This is a genomic window from Brucella haematophila (assembly GCF_005938105.1).
GTDB lineage: Bacteria > Pseudomonadota > Alphaproteobacteria > Rhizobiales > Rhizobiaceae > Brucella > Brucella haematophila.
This window is the reverse complement of record NZ_VCPE01000026.1, coordinates 24,459-39,628: the sequence shown is the minus strand read 5'-3', so window position 1 is coordinate 39,628 and position 15,170 is coordinate 24,459. Positions and strand designations below refer to the sequence as shown.

The window sequence follows — 15,170 nt, the reverse complement described above, 5'->3', positions numbered from 1 at the left end:
GCCAAACGACTGGCAGGTTGGCCAGACGGGCAAGGTTGTTGCACCGGAGCTTTACATCGCTGTCGGCATTTCCGGCGCGATCCAGCATCTGGCCGGCATGAAAGACAGCCGCGTCATCGTCGCCATCAACAAGGACGAAGAAGCGCCGATCTTCCAGGTTGCCGATTACGGCCTCGTCGGTGATCTCTTCACCGTGCTGCCGGAGCTGCAGAAGGCTCTCTGATCGTTTACGAAGCGGCGGGCTGGTCTCGCCGCTTCTTCGTTTTACGACCCGTCCCAGTCGGAGACTTAGTCTCGCGCTCGGGCGGGTTCTTTGTAATGAGCAAGAATTTTGGATTGCATTTTAGGCGGACAGCCTATCATCTGCTGGATGAGCCTTTTGCAATTCGAAGCGCAGTTTTGCGCTTGCTGCAAAAAAGAAATGCTCGACAGGCCCCTTTGGGGAGGATGAAGGAGTTACTACGGTGGCAATCAAGACGGTTGGTATAGTCGGCGCAGGTCAGATGGGTGGCGGCATCGCCCATGTCTGCGCTCTGGCAGGTTTTAGTGTGCTTTTGCACGACGCTGCGCCGGACCGGCTGGAAAAGGGCATTGCCACCATCAACGGCAATATGGCGCGTCAGGTTTCCTCCGGCAAATTGCAGGAAGAAGAGCGCGCAGCAGCCATGAAGCTGATCCGTGCTGCAAATTCAATGGAAGACCTTGCAGGCGTTGATCTGGCCATTGAAGCGGCGACGGAAGACGAAACCGTCAAGCGCAAGATTTTCGCGCAGCTCTGCCCGATCCTGAACCCGCAAGCCATTCTTGCGACCAACACCTCGTCGATTTCCATCACGCGGCTTGCTTCGACGACGGATCGTCCAGAACGTTTCATCGGCATTCACTTCATGAATCCGGTGCCGGTGATGAAGCTGGTGGAGCTGGTGCGCGGCATCGCCACTGATGAAGACACGTTCCGCAAGTCGAAGGATTTTGTACAGGCGCTCGGCAAGACGGTAACAGTCGCCGAGGATTTCCCGGCATTCATCGTCAACCGCATCCTGCTGCCGATGATCAACGAGGCGATCTATACGCTTTACGAGGGCGTGGGCAGCGTCGAAGCCATCGATACGGCCATGAAGCTCGGTGCCAACCATCCAATGGGCCCATTGCAGCTTGCAGACTTCATCGGTCTCGACACCTGCCTTTCGATCATGCAGGTGCTGCATGACGGGCTTGCGGATTCCAAATATCGCCCGTGCCCGCTGCTGGTCAAATATGTCGAAGCAGGCTGGCTTGGTCGCAAGACGGGCCGCGGCTTCTACGATTATCGCGGCGAGCATCCGGTGCCGACGCGCTGATAGCGCCAAGCAATCTCACAAAAGAAGCCGGTTTCGACCGGCTTTTCTTTTGTCCGCTTGGCAACTGTGACAAGTTTCAGGCACCTGTGGAAAACCTGAATATCGTTACCATTAACTTACCGTTAACGATGCCGATTTAGCACTTATTCATCTTTGATCGTTAAAGTTTTCATTAAGATGTTCGGAAGTGAAGCTTACTTCACAAGCTCACATTGAGCGCAGTGAACATCCTTTCGAACATGATTTAGATGAAGGTGAAAGCGATGAGCATTCTTGTTCAGCTGCGTGACAGCGTTAATGTCATCCGCGAGTTCGTCGCACCGAGCTATCGGCCCGAGCGCCATTACATGCGCGGACCTGGCCCGGCTTGCGAAGCACGCACGCGCCACTAAAGTGCATTTCGAGCTGATTATGTCAGCCCGGACTGCGCTCTAAGCCTCTCCCAAGGCACCGTAGAATGAAATAAAGCCAGAACGGTCACCCGCTCTGGCTTTTTGCTTTTCTGAAATGAGGCTTCGATAAAGCCGATTATTCCAGACCTTCAAACAGCGCCGTCGAAAGATAGCGTTCGGCAAAGGAAGGAATGATGATGACAATGTTCTTGCCAGCATTTTCAGGACGCTTGCCGACTTCAATCGCAGCGGTGAGCGCTGCGCCGGACGAGATGCCGACCGGGATGCCTTCGATACGGGCAATCAGGCGCGCATTGGCAAAGGAATCTTCGTTTGAGACCTGAACCACTTCATCGTAAACGCCGGTATCGAGCGTCTTTGGTGCAAAGCCTGCGCCAATGCCCTGAATCTTGTGCGGGCCGGGCGTGCCGCCGGACAGGACAGGGGAATCCTTGGGTTCTACAGCGATCACCTTGAAGGAAGGCTTGCGCGCCTTGATCACCTGACCGACGCCGGTGATCGTGCCGCCAGTGCCGATGCCGGAGATCAGAATGTCGGCTTCGCCATTGGTATCGTTCCAGATTTCTTCCGCCGTCGTGCGACGATGAATTTCTGGATTGGCGGGATTTTCAAACTGCTGCGGAATGATGGCGTTGGGGTTGCCTTCGGCAATTTCCTCAGCCTTGGCGATCGCGCCCTTCATGCCTTTCGCGCCTTCGGTCAGCACCAGTTCAGCGCCAAGAAGCTTGAGAAGCTTGCGGCGTTCCACCGACATGGTTTCCGGCATGGTGAGCACGAGGCGATAGCCTTTGGCTGCTGCCGCAAAGGCAAGCGCAATACCGGTATTGCCGGAGGTCGGCTCGACGAAAACCGTCTTGCCGGGCACGGCCTTGCCCTGTTCTTCAAGCGCCTCAATCAGCGCAAGACCGATGCGGTCCTTGACGCTTGCCAGCGGATTGAAGAATTCCAGCTTTACCAGAAGGTTCGCGACAACGCCGTTTTCCTTGGCAAATTTATCAATGCGTACAAGCGGCGTGTTGCCGATTGTTTCCAGAATCGAGCCGTAAACGCGGCCGCGTCCTGCAGTTTCGTTGCTCTTCGAGCCAAGGGGTTTGTTCATAGCGTAATCTCCCTTCATGTTGCGCAAATTCTAAGAGGAAACAGCGCAAAAGCATAGCTGGACACATGCGCTTGATGGATCATGTTTAGAATTATATTCTATATAATCCATTTTTTTAAAAGTGAATTCCATCATAATTGGGAGTGAGCGTATTAGCTTATCTGGAAGGATATTGATCCGCGTCAATGCATTGGCTTGGGTAAGGCGCGCATAATTTAGCTATCAGGCAACCAGGAGATCGAGAGATGTACAAGAATATTCTGATCGCGACCGATGGGTCGGAACTCGCTGAAAAGGGCGTGGATCAGGGCGTGGAACTGGCCAAGGAAACGGGTGCGAAACTGACTTTCGTCTCGGTGACCGAGCTTCTGCCATCCTACGGCATCGTCGTTGCGGCGGAATGGGCATCGAGCCCGGTTGCGTTTCAGGAATATCGCGAAGCAATCACCAAGGCCGCGACCGAGATTCTGACGAAGGCCAAGGGCAAGGCTGAAGCCGCTGGTGTGGCCGCTGAAGCGGTGCATGTCGAAAACCAGTCGCCCGCGCAAGGCATTGTGGAAGCTGCGAAATCTCATGGCAGCGACCTGATCATCATTTCCTCGCATGGCCGTCGCGGCGTCAACAAGCTCCTGCTCGGCAGTCAGGCGGCGGAAGTCCTGTCGCTCAGCACTGTGCCTGTGCTGGTGATCAAGTAATTGGCAGCTATTGTTTTCTTTTGGGTGTTTTTCGCGGGTTCAGCGATTACCCGTGAGAGGCAAACAACGAAAGAAGATTGCCGATGACCTCTGTTAAGCTCCTCTTGTCCGCCTATCTGGTTGGGCAAGAGGAGTTTGGCTTTTCAGGAGGTCGTCATGACTGCGCCGCGCCCTTACAAGACCCACTTGGGCAACCACCTGCTTCATCCCGAAACACAAATGCTGAATTACGGCTATGACCCGGAGCTTTCCGAGGGCGCGGTCAAGCCCCCCGTCTTTCTGACGTCGACCTTCGTTTTCAAGACCGCCGAGGATGGGCGCGATTTCTTCGATTTCGTTTCCGGACGTAAAGAGCCGCCCGCAGGTGTGGGCGCGGGGCTGGTCTATTCACGCTTCAATCATCCCAACAGCGAAATCGTCGAAGATCGTCTGGCGGTCTATGAGGGTGCTGAGAGTTCGGCGCTGTTTTCGTCCGGCATGTCAGCCATTGCGACGACGCTTTTTGCCTTCGCACGCCCCGGCGATGTCATCCTGCATTCGCAGCCACTTTATGGCGGCACCGAAACGCTGTTGGCCAAAACGTTTTTGAATTTCGGCGTGGAAGCCGTGGCCTTCGCCGATGGCGTGCATGAAACAGCCATTGAAAAGGCCGCAGAGGAAGCCTTGGCCAAAGGACGCGTTTCGGTCATCCTGATTGAAACACCGGCCAACCCGACCAATAGTCTGGTCGATATTGCTGCTATCCGGCGCGTGGCTGAAAAGATCGAACAGCGGCAGGGACATCGTCCTGTCATAGCCTGTGACAATACCTTGCTGGGGCCGGTTTTCCAGAAGCCGCTCGATCACGGCGCGGATTTATCGGTTTATTCACTGACCAAATATGTCGGCGGCCATTCCGATCTGATTGCCGGTGCGGTGCTCGGCTCCAAATCCGTTGTCCGGCAAGTCAAGGCCTTGCGCGGCGCCATCGGCACGCAGCTTGATCCGCATTCCTGCTGGATGCTCGGGCGCTCCCTGGAAACGCTTGGCCTGCGCATGGAACGCGCTGATAGCAATGCGCGTGCGATTGCCGAATTCCTGCGTGATCATCCGAAGGTCGAAAAGCTGCATTATCTGCCGTTTGAGGATAAGGATTCCGATGTCGGTGCGTTGTTCAAACGGCAATGTACGGGCGCGGGGTCCACATTCTCGTTCGACATCAAGGGCGGGCAGACGGCAGCGTTCCGTTTCCTCAATGCGCTTCAGATATTGAAGCTCGCCGTCAGTCTCGGCGGTACAGAATCGCTTGCGAGCCACCCGGCAGCAATGACCCATTCCGGCGTTCCGATTGAAGTGCGCGAGCGTATCGGTGTGCTGGAATCGACCATCCGCCTGTCCATCGGCATAGAGCATCCAGATGATCTGATAGCCGATCTCGCTCAGGCGCTGGAAGCCGCCTAATCTGGTGTGACGAATCAAAGCCGGAGGTCGTGAGGAGCGACCCCGGGTTTCGAGGACTTGCATCGTCATCCCGAAATCGGCTTTGAGGAAAACACGCTGCGGGCGTGGTGGCCGATATGGATGAGCTGCTGATCGATGAAATCTCCTGCGATACTGTTTATCGGTTCGTCGATTGATGCGCTGATCGTGGAAACTCTGCTGCCGGTGAATTCGGTGCCTTCCATAAGGGCGGTTTCGTCTCCAGGCTATTGGCGATAATCGATCTCGGATAACAGCTCGAGCAATTGCGGGGCTGTGGTCGTCGCGGACCAGCTTCCGCTGTTGCCGAGGCTGCGGAATGTTGCGCCTGCGGCCAGTGCGATTTCGTTCGGCAGTTCCGCATCGGCGAGCATCACCGCCAGCGCTTCCATTTCTTCCGCGCGGCGCAGGATGTGGCGTGGATAAGTCGGCACCAGCTTGCCGAGGTCAGATAGCGTGCCGCCCAGATGATGGCCGATCAGCTCGAATAGAGAATCGGTCACGCCGAAGGCATTGGCCGTGTTGGCCGTTTCGAACAATGCGGCAGCAACGGTCTTGTTGAAGCCAGCAAATGCCATTTTGAAAACCGATGCCCGCGCGATTTCGTCGCCAAGCGAGATCACGGGCAACAAGCCTTCAAACAACGCCTCAAGAGGTTTCGTGTCTGGCCCGCTGGCATAGATGCGGCCTTCGTCGCCGAGATGCGAGGCGCGACCAATGATGCAGGCATTGCAGAAGGGTAGCGAAGCACTGCCGAAAGCTGTGTTCAGATTCTCGGCATCGGCGGGCGTCTTTGCGTTCATATCAACGAAGAATGGTGCGGCCCCTTGTTCGCGGCAGGCCGCAATCGCCTGTTCGGCAACGTCAACGACTGCCGATGGTGGCACGAGCGACAGCACCATGTCGCTGTCCGTTACGGCAGAAGCCATGTCGTCGCGCATCTCGACGCCGATGGATTGCGCTGTCTTTTGCGTTTGTTCGCTGCGCTCGCCCAGCGGGCTTATCACCCTGTGTCCAGCAGATATTAGTAGTTTGGCGAAAGCGCCGCCCATATCGCCGGGATAGAGAAGAGCAATCGTGGTCATCATAAACCTCCTGAAGGTTTTGTGGGTTGCGGAGAGGCCTTGCGCGCCGTACTGGCGCCGAACAATGCCAATCCGCCGAGAACGGAAATGACGGCATAGATTTCGAAGGCGAACGTATAGCTGCCCGTCAGGTCGAAGAGCAGCGCCGCCAGCATCGGGCCGCCAATCCCGGAAATCATCACCATGGGGGTCACGACGCCCATGATGGCGCCCTGGTTTTTCCGACCGAACAGCGAGGCCAGCAGAAATGGCATCATCATGATGAGCCCGCCTGCCGATAAGCCGCTCAGGATGCCGTATCCCAGTTGCAGGTGCCAGATACTGTCTGCATTGATGAACAGGATCAACCCGATTGCCTGCATTGCCGAAAGGCAGAGGATCACCAGGCGGGTCGGGAACTGATCGGCAATGAAACCGGTGAGCAGTTTGCCCAGAATAGCGCAGATGCTGTAGGTCATGATCACGCTGCCCGCTTCGGCGGTATTGAAGCCCAGCGACTGTGCCGCCGGGATCTTGTGCAGCAAGGCGCCTTTCAACACAAAGTCGGTCAGATTCCAGCCGATCATGAGAAACCAGAAGCTTGGAGCGCGCATTGCGTCTCCCACAGTCATATCCGGGCCGGTATCGGTCGCTCTGGTTGTGGTCTTCGCGTTGTCAGTGTCCTCGCCAAACGGCTTGAGCCCCATGTCGGCAGGCTCACGGCGCAGGACGAAGATTGCCAGCGGCACCAGAATGAGAATTGGCAGGAAGCCGAGAACGAACCAGGTTGAGCGCCAGTCGGAAATAGACAGAAGCCAGATGATCAAGGGCGACATCAAGATGCCGCCGAGATTGGCACCTGATGATACCAGACCGGTCGCCCGGCCGCGTTGCGCCGAGAACCACTTGGCGATCAGCGGGAAAACCAGCGCATTGGAGAGGCCGGCAACACCGACGCCGCCGATGACACCGAAGATCAGGACAAATTGCCAGAAGGTCTGCGCGACGGAAGTGAGGCTGAAGGACAAACCGACAAGAACCGCTCCGATGATCATCACAGTTCTGGGGCCTCGCTGATCGACCCAGCGGCCAACGAGGGGAGCGGCTAGTCCCGCTACCAGTTCACGAAAGGCTATCACGCCGGTGATCTGCGTATTGGACCAGCCAAGCTCCTCACGCGCCGGATTGATGATGAAGCCCATTGTCTGGAAGCCGATGCCGGCTCGAATACACGAGACGGCAAGGCAGGCCAGAGCAATATACCAGGCATAATGAATGTGGCTTAGCTTACGCATAACACGGTCCTCGGAAGCAGTTTGAGGCGGGGACGGATGCGGAGCCCAAGGCGGAAAATGCACGCAGGTGCCCGTTGCCAATGCCTAAGCATCGGTTCGCGTAGCTCTTCGACGTGATGGTGTAATCAGAGGACGCGGGGGCCGCGCTGCCGCGAAGGGCAGGTGGGTGCAGCCTGGCTGCACCCTTGAGCGACAAATGCCTTATGCGCTCTCGGCATCGTCCTTTTCCATTCTGGAAAGGGCAGACATCTTCTTTGCAGAAGCGGGAGCCACCATCGGGTAATCGGCGGGCAAGTTCCATTTGCGCCTGTACGCATCAGGCGTCAGGCCGAAGCGGCTCATCAAGGCGCGCTTGAGGGTTTTGTAGCGGCGACCATCTTCGAGGCAAATGATGTAATCTTCGAAGATCGATTCCTTGGGGTCTACCGAAGGTATTACCGGAGCTTCCTTGGGAGAAAAGCTCGATGTACCCGATAAACCGCCAATGCATTGGCAGACATCCGTGATGATACTCAGTAATTCTTCAGAAGTCATCTGGTTCTTATTAACATATGAAGTTATAATATTATTAGCTAGCTTCACATGCAAAATTCTATTTCCATTGACATATTCTTTATCTGCGTTTTCCATAATGTATCGCCAGATTGGAGGGGGATTATATTTTATCAACATTTTATAGATGGAGCTTGAAGTCCGCTCGGTTCGAGCGCGTCATCTCAATTTCCATGTTAAGTATCATCTTATTTGACTTTACAGTAAAGTAAAAATTAACATTACGTAATGTAGCGATCTACGAATTATGGTTGTAGTCCGCGTTGAAAGGTACGGGCTGCGCTCAAGCACCCGATCCCATTTCCAGATCTGGCTTAATCAGATCGGGGCGCAATCCGGCTCAGATAGCATAAAAACGATATCTGCCAACGGGTTGGGGGAGGGGCTGACCATGATCGCGGCACATGTAAAAGCGCAATCAGCCCCAAACAGATTGAGGCTGGACGATATAGATTCAAGATTTGCATGGAAGTGGTGCGGGTGGTCGGAATCGAACCGACACTCCTTTCGGAACCGGATTTTGAGTCCGGCGCGTCTACCAGTTCCACCACACCCGCACAGGTCTGCCGAAGCAGTTTGATATGGTCCAGAATGGACAGCGGGTTGGGATATACCGGCTAAATGAAACGAGGTCAATTGCCCACAAGCGCAGGTTTTGGCGAGGAATGTCGATTGTTATGAATGGCCTGTGCAAGGCTGCGAGCTAAAGGCGCCAAAGCGCGACACAGCGTGGCTGTGTGACATGTTCGCGGGGACGTGCGGCGGCGAGATGACGAGAAACCGTCAAGCATCCTACGCTGCCGTGCCTTAAGCACGGCATCCAGCGCTGCACGGATGCAATCATCATATCCTGTCAGAAAACGTTGCGCGTTTTCGCAGGCAATCAGATCGCAACACTATCAACGGCAAGACCTTGCCGGGTCGATAGGCCTATCTGTGACGCAGGCCGTGTTCGACCACGTTCCACACCACGACGACCGCAATGAAGCCGAGCAGGATGTAATCCAGCGTGCTGATATAGTGGAAATATTCCATAGTGCATCTCCTTCCCATGGGAGGGCGCGATGGCGGTTGCGAACCAGACGAAAGCCGGTCCTGATTGTTATGACCCGGAACGTTCCGCACCTCTTGCGAGGTGGGAAATGCACCGGTGCGGACCTCCTCTTCCGCCTGTCATGCGCTCTCCCGAAAGTGATGATAACACGCCCCGAAAGCTTTCACAAACTGTTGATCTTGCCCGCTATTTCTATAGCGGGCAAAGCTTTGTGCTAACCGCGATCTGTGAAGCTGCGAATGCGGTTGCGCACGATGCGTGCGAGATTGCGGGTCCGCTGATAGAGATGGATCTGCGATGCGGCCTGACGCGCAAGCCTGTCTGCGCCGGGGTTCAATCCAACCACCAATGTCTCAATGGTCTCGCGCTCCTGGAAGAGGCGCGTCATCACCGGATGGTCCGGCACGGCGCAGGAATCCGTTCTGAGGATATTCGGATCGTTGAGGTGGCTTTTCGCGACCTCGATCATGAGCAGAACGCCGGGTGAAAAAGCCTGAAGGCTTTCGTCATAAGCGGTTTTCCATGTCCATGCTTCACCGGCAACGGTGAAGACGGTCAGGATGGCGATAACACGCCCGTCCAGCTCCAGCGTGTGGACACGCACGCAATCGCGTTCGGCAAGATTATTGACCGCCTCGCGGGCGAAGGCGGCACGGAAGCGGTCGACCGCCATGGCTGTACCGCGCTTTCCTTTCCAGCCATTGGCTTCCAGCGAAAGAAAATGTTCGAAAGACTGCCGCACTTCATCCGGCGTGCGATAGATGCGGTGGACGAGTTCACCCTTTTCGGCAAGACGCCGCCACAGCCGCTGGTAGTCGCGGCGGTGTTGGCCGCCGATGGCCTGCTGGATGTAGCTGTCGCCGTCGAGATCGCTCTTGAGGAACGGGCGCTCTTTCTGTTCGATGGCGACGACTGGCAGTTGCCGTCCGACCGCGACCGAGCGGATGAGCTTTGCCGCAGGGCCATTGGCGCGCATTTCAGGCAAAACCAGCACGTTGGGCAGTTTGAGGTGGTCGCGCGCCAGAATATCGAACAGGTCCTCCACCACGCCGACCGGGTCGTCGTGGTCGATGAGCGGTGTGCCCTGCGGACCGAAAGGCGTTGACCAGGCACGGATGACCGGTGTGGACAGCGGAAGGCCGGGACGCTCGATCGTATAGGGCATCACGAAGCGCAGGCGACTGCGGATTTCGTTTTCGTCGCGCATGACCATGAAGCGGACTTCGCGGTCTTCCAGCCGCGGCATGGCGGGGGCCAGAAAGCGGGCGTTGAAGAAGACATTCGGCTCGATGGTCCGGTTGCTCAGGTGATCCAGCTCGTCGCGTAGCTCGAAGCCAGCTGCTGCACCGTAGATCGCCAGCTTGCGCGGGATATCGCGGCTGTGAAGGCTTTCCTCCAGCTTCTTGGCGGCATCCATAGCGGTGACTGTATCGGACAGTTCCGAAACGATGCGGGCTGCGTTTCCGCCTGCGGATTCTTCAAGCAAAGGTTTTGCGGCCATTACAAAATACCCTCCGGGCTATTGTCTCGATCTCGGGGGATGAGAATGAACATAGCGATATGCATTGTGCGAGAAACGGCTGTCGAAAGCAGTGTTGCTTCCATCAGCATGGCGATGGCTGTCGAAATGGCGGCGCCGGTCAGGCCGAAGCGTGGGATCAGCACCAGATTGAGAATGACATTCACGGCTAGCGTTACGGCATAGAGCAGGGCACAGATGTTCTGCTTGCCCGACATGTTGAGAAGGCTTTCCGCGGGTCCCACGCTGGAGCGGGCAATCACGCCGATGATCAGAATGAACAAAAGCGGATAGCCTGTCGTGAAGGCAGGGCCGAACAGGCGCAGCAGCGGATATCCGGCCATCAGGATGACGATGCCGAGGACGAGCGTGGGCCAGAAGGTCCAGCGAACGGAAGCCTGCGCAAAGCTTGCAAATTCTCTCCGGTTGCCACTGTGCAACAGGTCGGAATAACGCTGCGCCACGCTGGCTTTCACAGCGAAATAGACGAAATGAGCGAGCGCCATGATCTTCGTGGTGGCGAAATAGATCGCTACATGTTCGGGATCCATCTCGCGACCGACCATCAGAACATCGACATTGATCAGCAGGAAGAAGAAGCCTTCGACGAGGAAGATCGGCAAGGCAACCGTCATCCATTCACGCAGGCGCTGGTCGCGCTCTGCGGGGGGAATGTCCTTTTGCAGCGAGCGGTCGACCGTGAAAAACTGTCCAACCGTGGTGATCCACGTTGCGGCAATCGAGACGGCAAGCGCGGTTGCAGCCGTCGATGGCAAGCCGGAGACATGCGCCACGATCATGAACAGAAGCACGAGAAGCGGGCGCACAATATAGCTTGGCGTCAGCGCCATGGTGACCCAGGTGCGCGACCGGGCAATGCCGTCCAGCATATTGCCGAGCGTGATCATAGGCAGGCAGATGAAGCCCAGAATGAATGGCGCCAGATAATAGCTGGAGATTTGATCCTTCAGCAACCAGAGCGCGAGCGAGCCGATCAGCGCAATGATGGTTGCTGAGGCAAAGGCAAATGCGCGTCCGGTAAACAGAATGCCACGCACCAGACCGAACATCTGACGCTGAACATATTCCGGCACATAGCGAATGATTGTCGTATGCAGGCCGAAGCAGGCGAGATCGCCGATGATGATCATCGTCAGCCAGACAAGAACGAAGATGCCATATTCGAATTCGCCCATCCAGCGGGCAAGGATGACTTGCGACAGGAGCGCGATGGCGGCGCTGGCCACACGGACAGAAAAGGCGACCAGCGATGCGCGCTGCGCAGCGGCCTGCGGACCACTATCGGTCAGCACGGAATCCAGTCGCTCCGTCACAGGACGAAGTCTGGCCGCGATGGTGCCGGGTAAAAACCGGCCCGCTGCTTCAGCTGCCGAAAACCACACGTCTTTGCCAACCCTGTTATGCGCCGCCCTTATGAATGAGCGTTTCGCTTGTTTGCGCCGGGATTTTCCGGTCTTGCTGTCTGTTTTCTCGCATATCCTATCCGAAACCTGCTTCAAGTTTTTCGGGATATGCTCGAATTCTCGCATCTGCCTGATGAGAGGCCGATGAGCGGACATTAGATGGGAGTCCTTTAAAAAGGGAAAAAGGAAAAATCCAGCGAAAGATTTGGCGCAGAAAATGCAGGAATGGTGAGTATTTCCTAAATCCCGGTCGTATATGCTTTATGTCTAATTAAAGCATCTGCTTAAAGATGGCAAAGCAGGTTTCTCTGTGCGGTTATGGACGCGGGTCAGTATTCTTTGCCGCTATAGCATGTCTTGTGAGATTACAGTGTTGCTACGCCGGTCTTCCCGCCTGCGGGGCCGGGTGCAAAGAAAAACCCCGGCGTGATAAGCGCCGGGGTTTTTGTCATTCGCCTTATTCGAAAGCACCGTGGCAGTGCTTGTATTTCTTGCCTGACCCACACGGGCAGGCCTCGTTGCGGCTGACCTTGCCCCATGTCCGGGGGTCGGTCGGATCGCGATCGGCTGCCGGGATAACGCGCTCATCGTGCTGATGGTCGGTCCAGGCGGCATCATCGAAATCGTTCTGCCCCGTCGTCTCGTCGATGTGACGACCGTGCATAACCGGCAGTTCCGGCTCCTGCGGCGCTTCACGAACGATTTCAACGCGCATCAGCTGCGAGATGACGACTTCGCGCAGGTTCGACAGCATGGACTGGAACAGTTCGAAGGCTTCGGTCTTGTACTCGTTCAGCGGGTCGCGCTGGGCGTAGCCGCGGAAGCCGACGACCGAGCGAAGATGGTCGAGATTGACCAGATGCTCACGCCACAGATTGTCGAGCGACTGCATGATGACCGACTTTTCAACATAGGTCATGATCTGCGGTCCGAAGCGTTCGGCACGGTCGGCAGCGGCCTTGTCGGCGGCTTCCTTGATGCGGTTCTCGAACTCTTCTTCGGCGATGCCTTCTTCCTTCGCCCATTCCTCGACCGGCAGGTCGAGATTGAGCTTGGTGACGACATCTTCCTTCAGACCGGCAATATCCCACTTTTCCGCATAGGCGTCCTTGGGGATACGCAGGGCGACGATGTCCTCGATAACCTCATGGCGCATTTCTGCGACCGTTTCGGTCAGGTCCGGCTCGTCCATCATTTCCAGACGCTGTTCGAAGATCACCTTGCGCTGATCGTTCATCACGTCGTCGTACTTGAGCAGGTTCTTACGAATTTCGAAGTTGCGTGCTTCGACCTTCTTCTGAGCCTTTTCGAGCGCCTTGTTGATCCAGGGATGGACGATGGCTTCGTCTTCCTTGAGACCGAGCTTCTGCAGCATGCCGTCCATACGGTCGGAGCCGAAGATGCGCATCAGGTCGTCCTGCAGCGACAGGAAGAACTTGGAACGGCCCGGATCGCCCTGACGGCCGGAACGGCCACGCAGCTGGTTGTCGATACGACGGCTTTCGTGGCGCTCGGTGGCGAGAACATAAAGTCCGCCTGCGGCAAGCGCCTTTTCTTTCAGCTGTGCGATATCGGCCTTGATCTCGGCGATCTTGGCTTCGCGTTCCGCACCCTCCGGAATATCCGCCAGTTCCTGACGAACGCGCATTTCCAGATTGCCGCCGAGCTGGATGTCGGTACCGCGACCAGCCATGTTGGTGGCGATGGTGACAGTGCCGGGCACGCCGGCCTGTGCTATGATGTAAGCTTCCTGCTCGTGATAGCGGGCGTTCAGGACCTGGAAGTCCTTGATGCCTTCCTTGCGCAGACGCTCAGCCAGAAGTTCCGACTTTTCGATCGAGGTCGTGCCGACGAGGATCGGCTGACCCTTTTCGTGCGACGCGCGGATATCGCGAACGATGGCTTTGTATTTCTCTTCGACGGTGCGGTAAACCTCGTCGTCCTCGTCGATACGCTGCACAGGCAGGTTGGTCGGGATTTCGAGAACTTCGAGACCGTAAATATTGCCGAACTCTTCCGCTTCGGTGGCAGCCGTACCGGTCATGCCGGAGAGCTTGTTGTACATGCGGAAATAGTTCTGGAAGGTGATCGAGGCCAGCGTCTGGTTTTCCGGCTGGATCGTCACATGTTCCTTGGCTTCCAGTGCCTGGTGCAGGCCTTCCGAATAACGGCGGCCCGGCATCATGCGACCGGTGAATTCGTCGATGATGACGATTTCATCGTTGCGGACGATATAGTCCTTGTCGCGCTGGAACAGCTTGTGAGCGCGCAGCGCATTGTTCAGATGGTGAACCACGGCGACATTCTCGATGTCGTAGAGGCTCTCACCCTTCAGATGACCCGCGGCTTCCAGAAGCTGCTCGACCTTTTCGGTGCCGACTTCGGTGAAGATAGCGGTCTTCTGCTTTTCGTCGACTTCGTAATCTTCTTCTGCCAGCGGCGGAATGAAGGTGTCGATGAGGTTGTAGAACTCCGAACGATCTTCCAGCGGGCCGGAAATGATCAGCGGCGTGCGCGCTTCGTCGATGAGGATCGAATCCACTTCGTCGACGATGGCATAATTGTGTGGGCGCTGCACCATCTGGGCGCGCTCATACTTCATGTTATCGCGCAGATAATCGAAGCCGAGTTCGTTATTGGTGCCGTAAGTGATGTCGCAGGCATAGGCCTCGCGACGCTCATCGTCGTCCAGACCGTGCTTGATGACGCCGACCGTCAGACCAAGGAAATTGTAAAGACGACCCATCGTCTCCGCATCGCGGGTAGCGAGGTAGTCGTTGACTGTCACGACATGAACGCCCTTGCCCTCAAGCGCATTGAGGTAGACGGGCAGCGTCGCCATCAGCGTCTTGCCTTCACCGGTGCGCATTTCGGCGATGCCGCGTTCATGCAGAACCATGCCGCCGATCAGCTGCACATCGAAGGGGCGCATGCCCAAGATGCGTTTGGCGGCTTCACGCGCGGTCGCAAAAGCGTCGGGCAGAATGGCGTCGAGCGTCTTTCCTTCAGCCAGTGCGGCGCGGAATTCGGCGGTCTTGGCCTGAAGCTGCTCATTGGTGAGCGTTTCGTAATTCTTCTCAAGCGCGGTAATTTGCTCCGCGCGCTGACGCAGGGTCTTTACCTGGCGGTCATTGGATGAACCGAATATCTTGCGGGCGAGGCCGCCAAAGCTGACCATCTCTGGTCCTTTCCTGTCCGTTCAGCCGGAAGCGCTTCCGGCAATGTCGAATGCTTTATTCACGCGTATTGAAACAAAT

The 15,170-nt window shown here is 56.4% G+C and carries 13 protein-coding genes and 1 tRNA gene; 5 read left to right on the top strand and 9 right to left on the bottom strand.

Going from position 1 to position 15,170, the window contains the following annotated elements; all coding sequences use genetic code 11:
• The 3 genes from FGI60_RS24600 to FGI60_RS26690 form a co-directional block, all read left to right on the top strand.
• The coding region (locus FGI60_RS24600) for an electron transfer flavoprotein subunit alpha/FixB family protein (protein ID WP_210238470.1) at positions 1 to 223 on the top strand (223 nt) is incomplete at its 5' end.
• 241 nt (positions 224 to 464) lie between these two features.
• A complete protein-coding gene (locus tag FGI60_RS24595) occupies positions 465 to 1,340 on the top strand; it encodes a 3-hydroxybutyryl-CoA dehydrogenase (RefSeq protein ID WP_078341045.1) in 876 nt (291 codons plus the stop codon).
• Between the two features lie 263 nt (positions 1,341 to 1,603).
• The gene (locus tag FGI60_RS26690) at positions 1,604 to 1,732 is read left to right on the top strand and encodes a hypothetical protein (protein WP_268898867.1); all 129 of its coding nucleotides are present in this window, start codon (positions 1,604 to 1,606) and stop codon (positions 1,730 to 1,732) included.
• A gap of 136 nt (positions 1,733 to 1,868) precedes the next feature.
• Here FGI60_RS26690 and cysK read toward each other — a convergent pair whose 3' ends face one another.
• A complete protein-coding gene (gene cysK, locus FGI60_RS24590) occupies positions 1,869 to 2,852 on the bottom strand; it encodes a cysteine synthase A (RefSeq protein ID WP_138787385.1) in 984 nt (327 codons plus the stop codon).
• 245 nt (positions 2,853 to 3,097) lie between these two features.
• On the opposite strand from cysK, the gene FGI60_RS24585 reads away from it, so the two are divergent.
• The gene (locus tag FGI60_RS24585) at positions 3,098 to 3,547 is read left to right on the top strand and encodes a universal stress protein (RefSeq protein ID WP_138787384.1); all 450 of its coding nucleotides are present in this window, start codon (positions 3,098 to 3,100) and stop codon (positions 3,545 to 3,547) included.
• Between the two features lie 156 nt (positions 3,548 to 3,703).
• Complete coding sequence (locus tag FGI60_RS24580; RefSeq protein WP_138787383.1) at positions 3,704 to 4,987, top strand: cystathionine gamma-synthase family protein; 1,284 nt, start codon at positions 3,704 to 3,706, stop codon at positions 4,985 to 4,987.
• A gap of 65 nt (positions 4,988 to 5,052) precedes the next feature.
• Here the strand turns inward: FGI60_RS24580 and FGI60_RS26380 are convergent, their stop codons facing one another.
• The 8 genes from FGI60_RS26380 to secA form a co-directional block, all read right to left on the bottom strand.
• Positions 5,053 to 5,211 carry a hypothetical protein gene (locus tag FGI60_RS26380; protein WP_171058854.1) on the bottom strand — a complete coding sequence of 53 codons (159 nt, stop codon included), beginning with the start codon at positions 5,209 to 5,211 and terminating at the stop codon, positions 5,053 to 5,055.
• Positions 5,212 to 5,232: 21 nt separating this feature from the next.
• Positions 5,233 to 6,090: an NAD(P)-dependent oxidoreductase gene (locus FGI60_RS24575; protein ID WP_171058853.1), complete on the bottom strand. Its 858-nt coding sequence runs from the start codon at positions 6,088 to 6,090 to the stop codon at positions 5,233 to 5,235.
• Entirely contained in the window at positions 6,090 to 7,364 is a 1,275-nt protein-coding gene (locus tag FGI60_RS24570; RefSeq protein ID WP_138787381.1) for an MFS transporter, read from the bottom strand. The genes FGI60_RS24575 and FGI60_RS24570 overlap by 1 nt, the downstream gene beginning before the upstream one ends.
• A 201-nt stretch (positions 7,365 to 7,565) precedes the next feature.
• Positions 7,566 to 7,994: a MucR family transcriptional regulator gene (locus tag FGI60_RS24565; RefSeq protein ID WP_171058852.1), complete on the bottom strand. Its 429-nt coding sequence runs from the start codon at positions 7,992 to 7,994 to the stop codon at positions 7,566 to 7,568.
• A 394-nt stretch (positions 7,995 to 8,388) separates the two neighbouring features.
• Positions 8,389 to 8,473 (bottom strand) — tRNA-Leu (locus tag FGI60_RS24560).
• Between the two features lie 711 nt (positions 8,474 to 9,184).
• On the bottom strand, positions 9,185 to 10,471 hold the full coding sequence (bspF, locus tag FGI60_RS24555; RefSeq protein ID WP_138787379.1) for a type IV secretion system effector crotonyl transferase BspF: 1,287 nt from the start codon (positions 10,469 to 10,471) through the stop codon (positions 9,185 to 9,187).
• The gene (locus tag FGI60_RS24550) at positions 10,471 to 11,892 is read right to left on the bottom strand and encodes a lipopolysaccharide biosynthesis protein (protein WP_171058851.1); all 1,422 of its coding nucleotides are present in this window, start codon (positions 11,890 to 11,892) and stop codon (positions 10,471 to 10,473) included. Before FGI60_RS24550 ends, bspF begins: the two co-directional genes overlap by 1 nt.
• Positions 11,893 to 12,370: 478 nt before the next feature.
• Positions 12,371 to 15,091 (bottom strand): preprotein translocase subunit SecA, encoded by a 2,721-nt coding sequence (gene secA / locus FGI60_RS24545; protein WP_138787378.1) that lies wholly within the window; start codon positions 15,089 to 15,091, stop codon positions 12,371 to 12,373.
• Between the last annotated feature and the right edge of the window lie 79 nt (positions 15,092 to 15,170).

Excerpts from the sequence above, each read along its gene's own strand:
- FGI60_RS26690 (WP_268898867.1), top strand. The coding sequence starts at position 1,604 with ATGAGCATTCTTGTTCAGCTGCGTGACAGCGTTAATGTCATCCGCGAG.
- bspF (WP_138787379.1), bottom strand. The coding sequence starts at position 10,471 with ATGGCCGCAAAACCTTTGCTTGAAGAATCCGCAGGCGGAAACGCAGCC.
- cysK (WP_138787385.1), bottom strand. The coding sequence starts at position 2,852 with ATGAACAAACCCCTTGGCTCGAAGAGCAACGAAACTGCAGGACGCGGC.
- FGI60_RS24575 (WP_171058853.1), bottom strand. The coding sequence starts at position 6,090 with ATGACCACGATTGCTCTTCTCTATCCCGGCGATATGGGCGGCGCTTTC.
- FGI60_RS24565 (WP_171058852.1), bottom strand. The coding sequence starts at position 7,994 with ATGGAAAACGCAGATAAAGAATATGTCAATGGAAATAGAATTTTGCAT.
- FGI60_RS26380 (WP_171058854.1), bottom strand. The coding sequence starts at position 5,211 with ATGGAAGGCACCGAATTCACCGGCAGCAGAGTTTCCACGATCAGCGCA.
- FGI60_RS24585 (WP_138787384.1), top strand. The coding sequence starts at position 3,098 with ATGTACAAGAATATTCTGATCGCGACCGATGGGTCGGAACTCGCTGAA.
- secA (WP_138787378.1), bottom strand. The coding sequence starts at position 15,091 with ATGGTCAGCTTTGGCGGCCTCGCCCGCAAGATATTCGGTTCATCCAAT.
- FGI60_RS24570 (WP_138787381.1), bottom strand. The coding sequence starts at position 7,364 with ATGCGTAAGCTAAGCCACATTCATTATGCCTGGTATATTGCTCTGGCC.
- FGI60_RS24580 (WP_138787383.1), top strand. The coding sequence starts at position 3,704 with ATGACTGCGCCGCGCCCTTACAAGACCCACTTGGGCAACCACCTGCTT.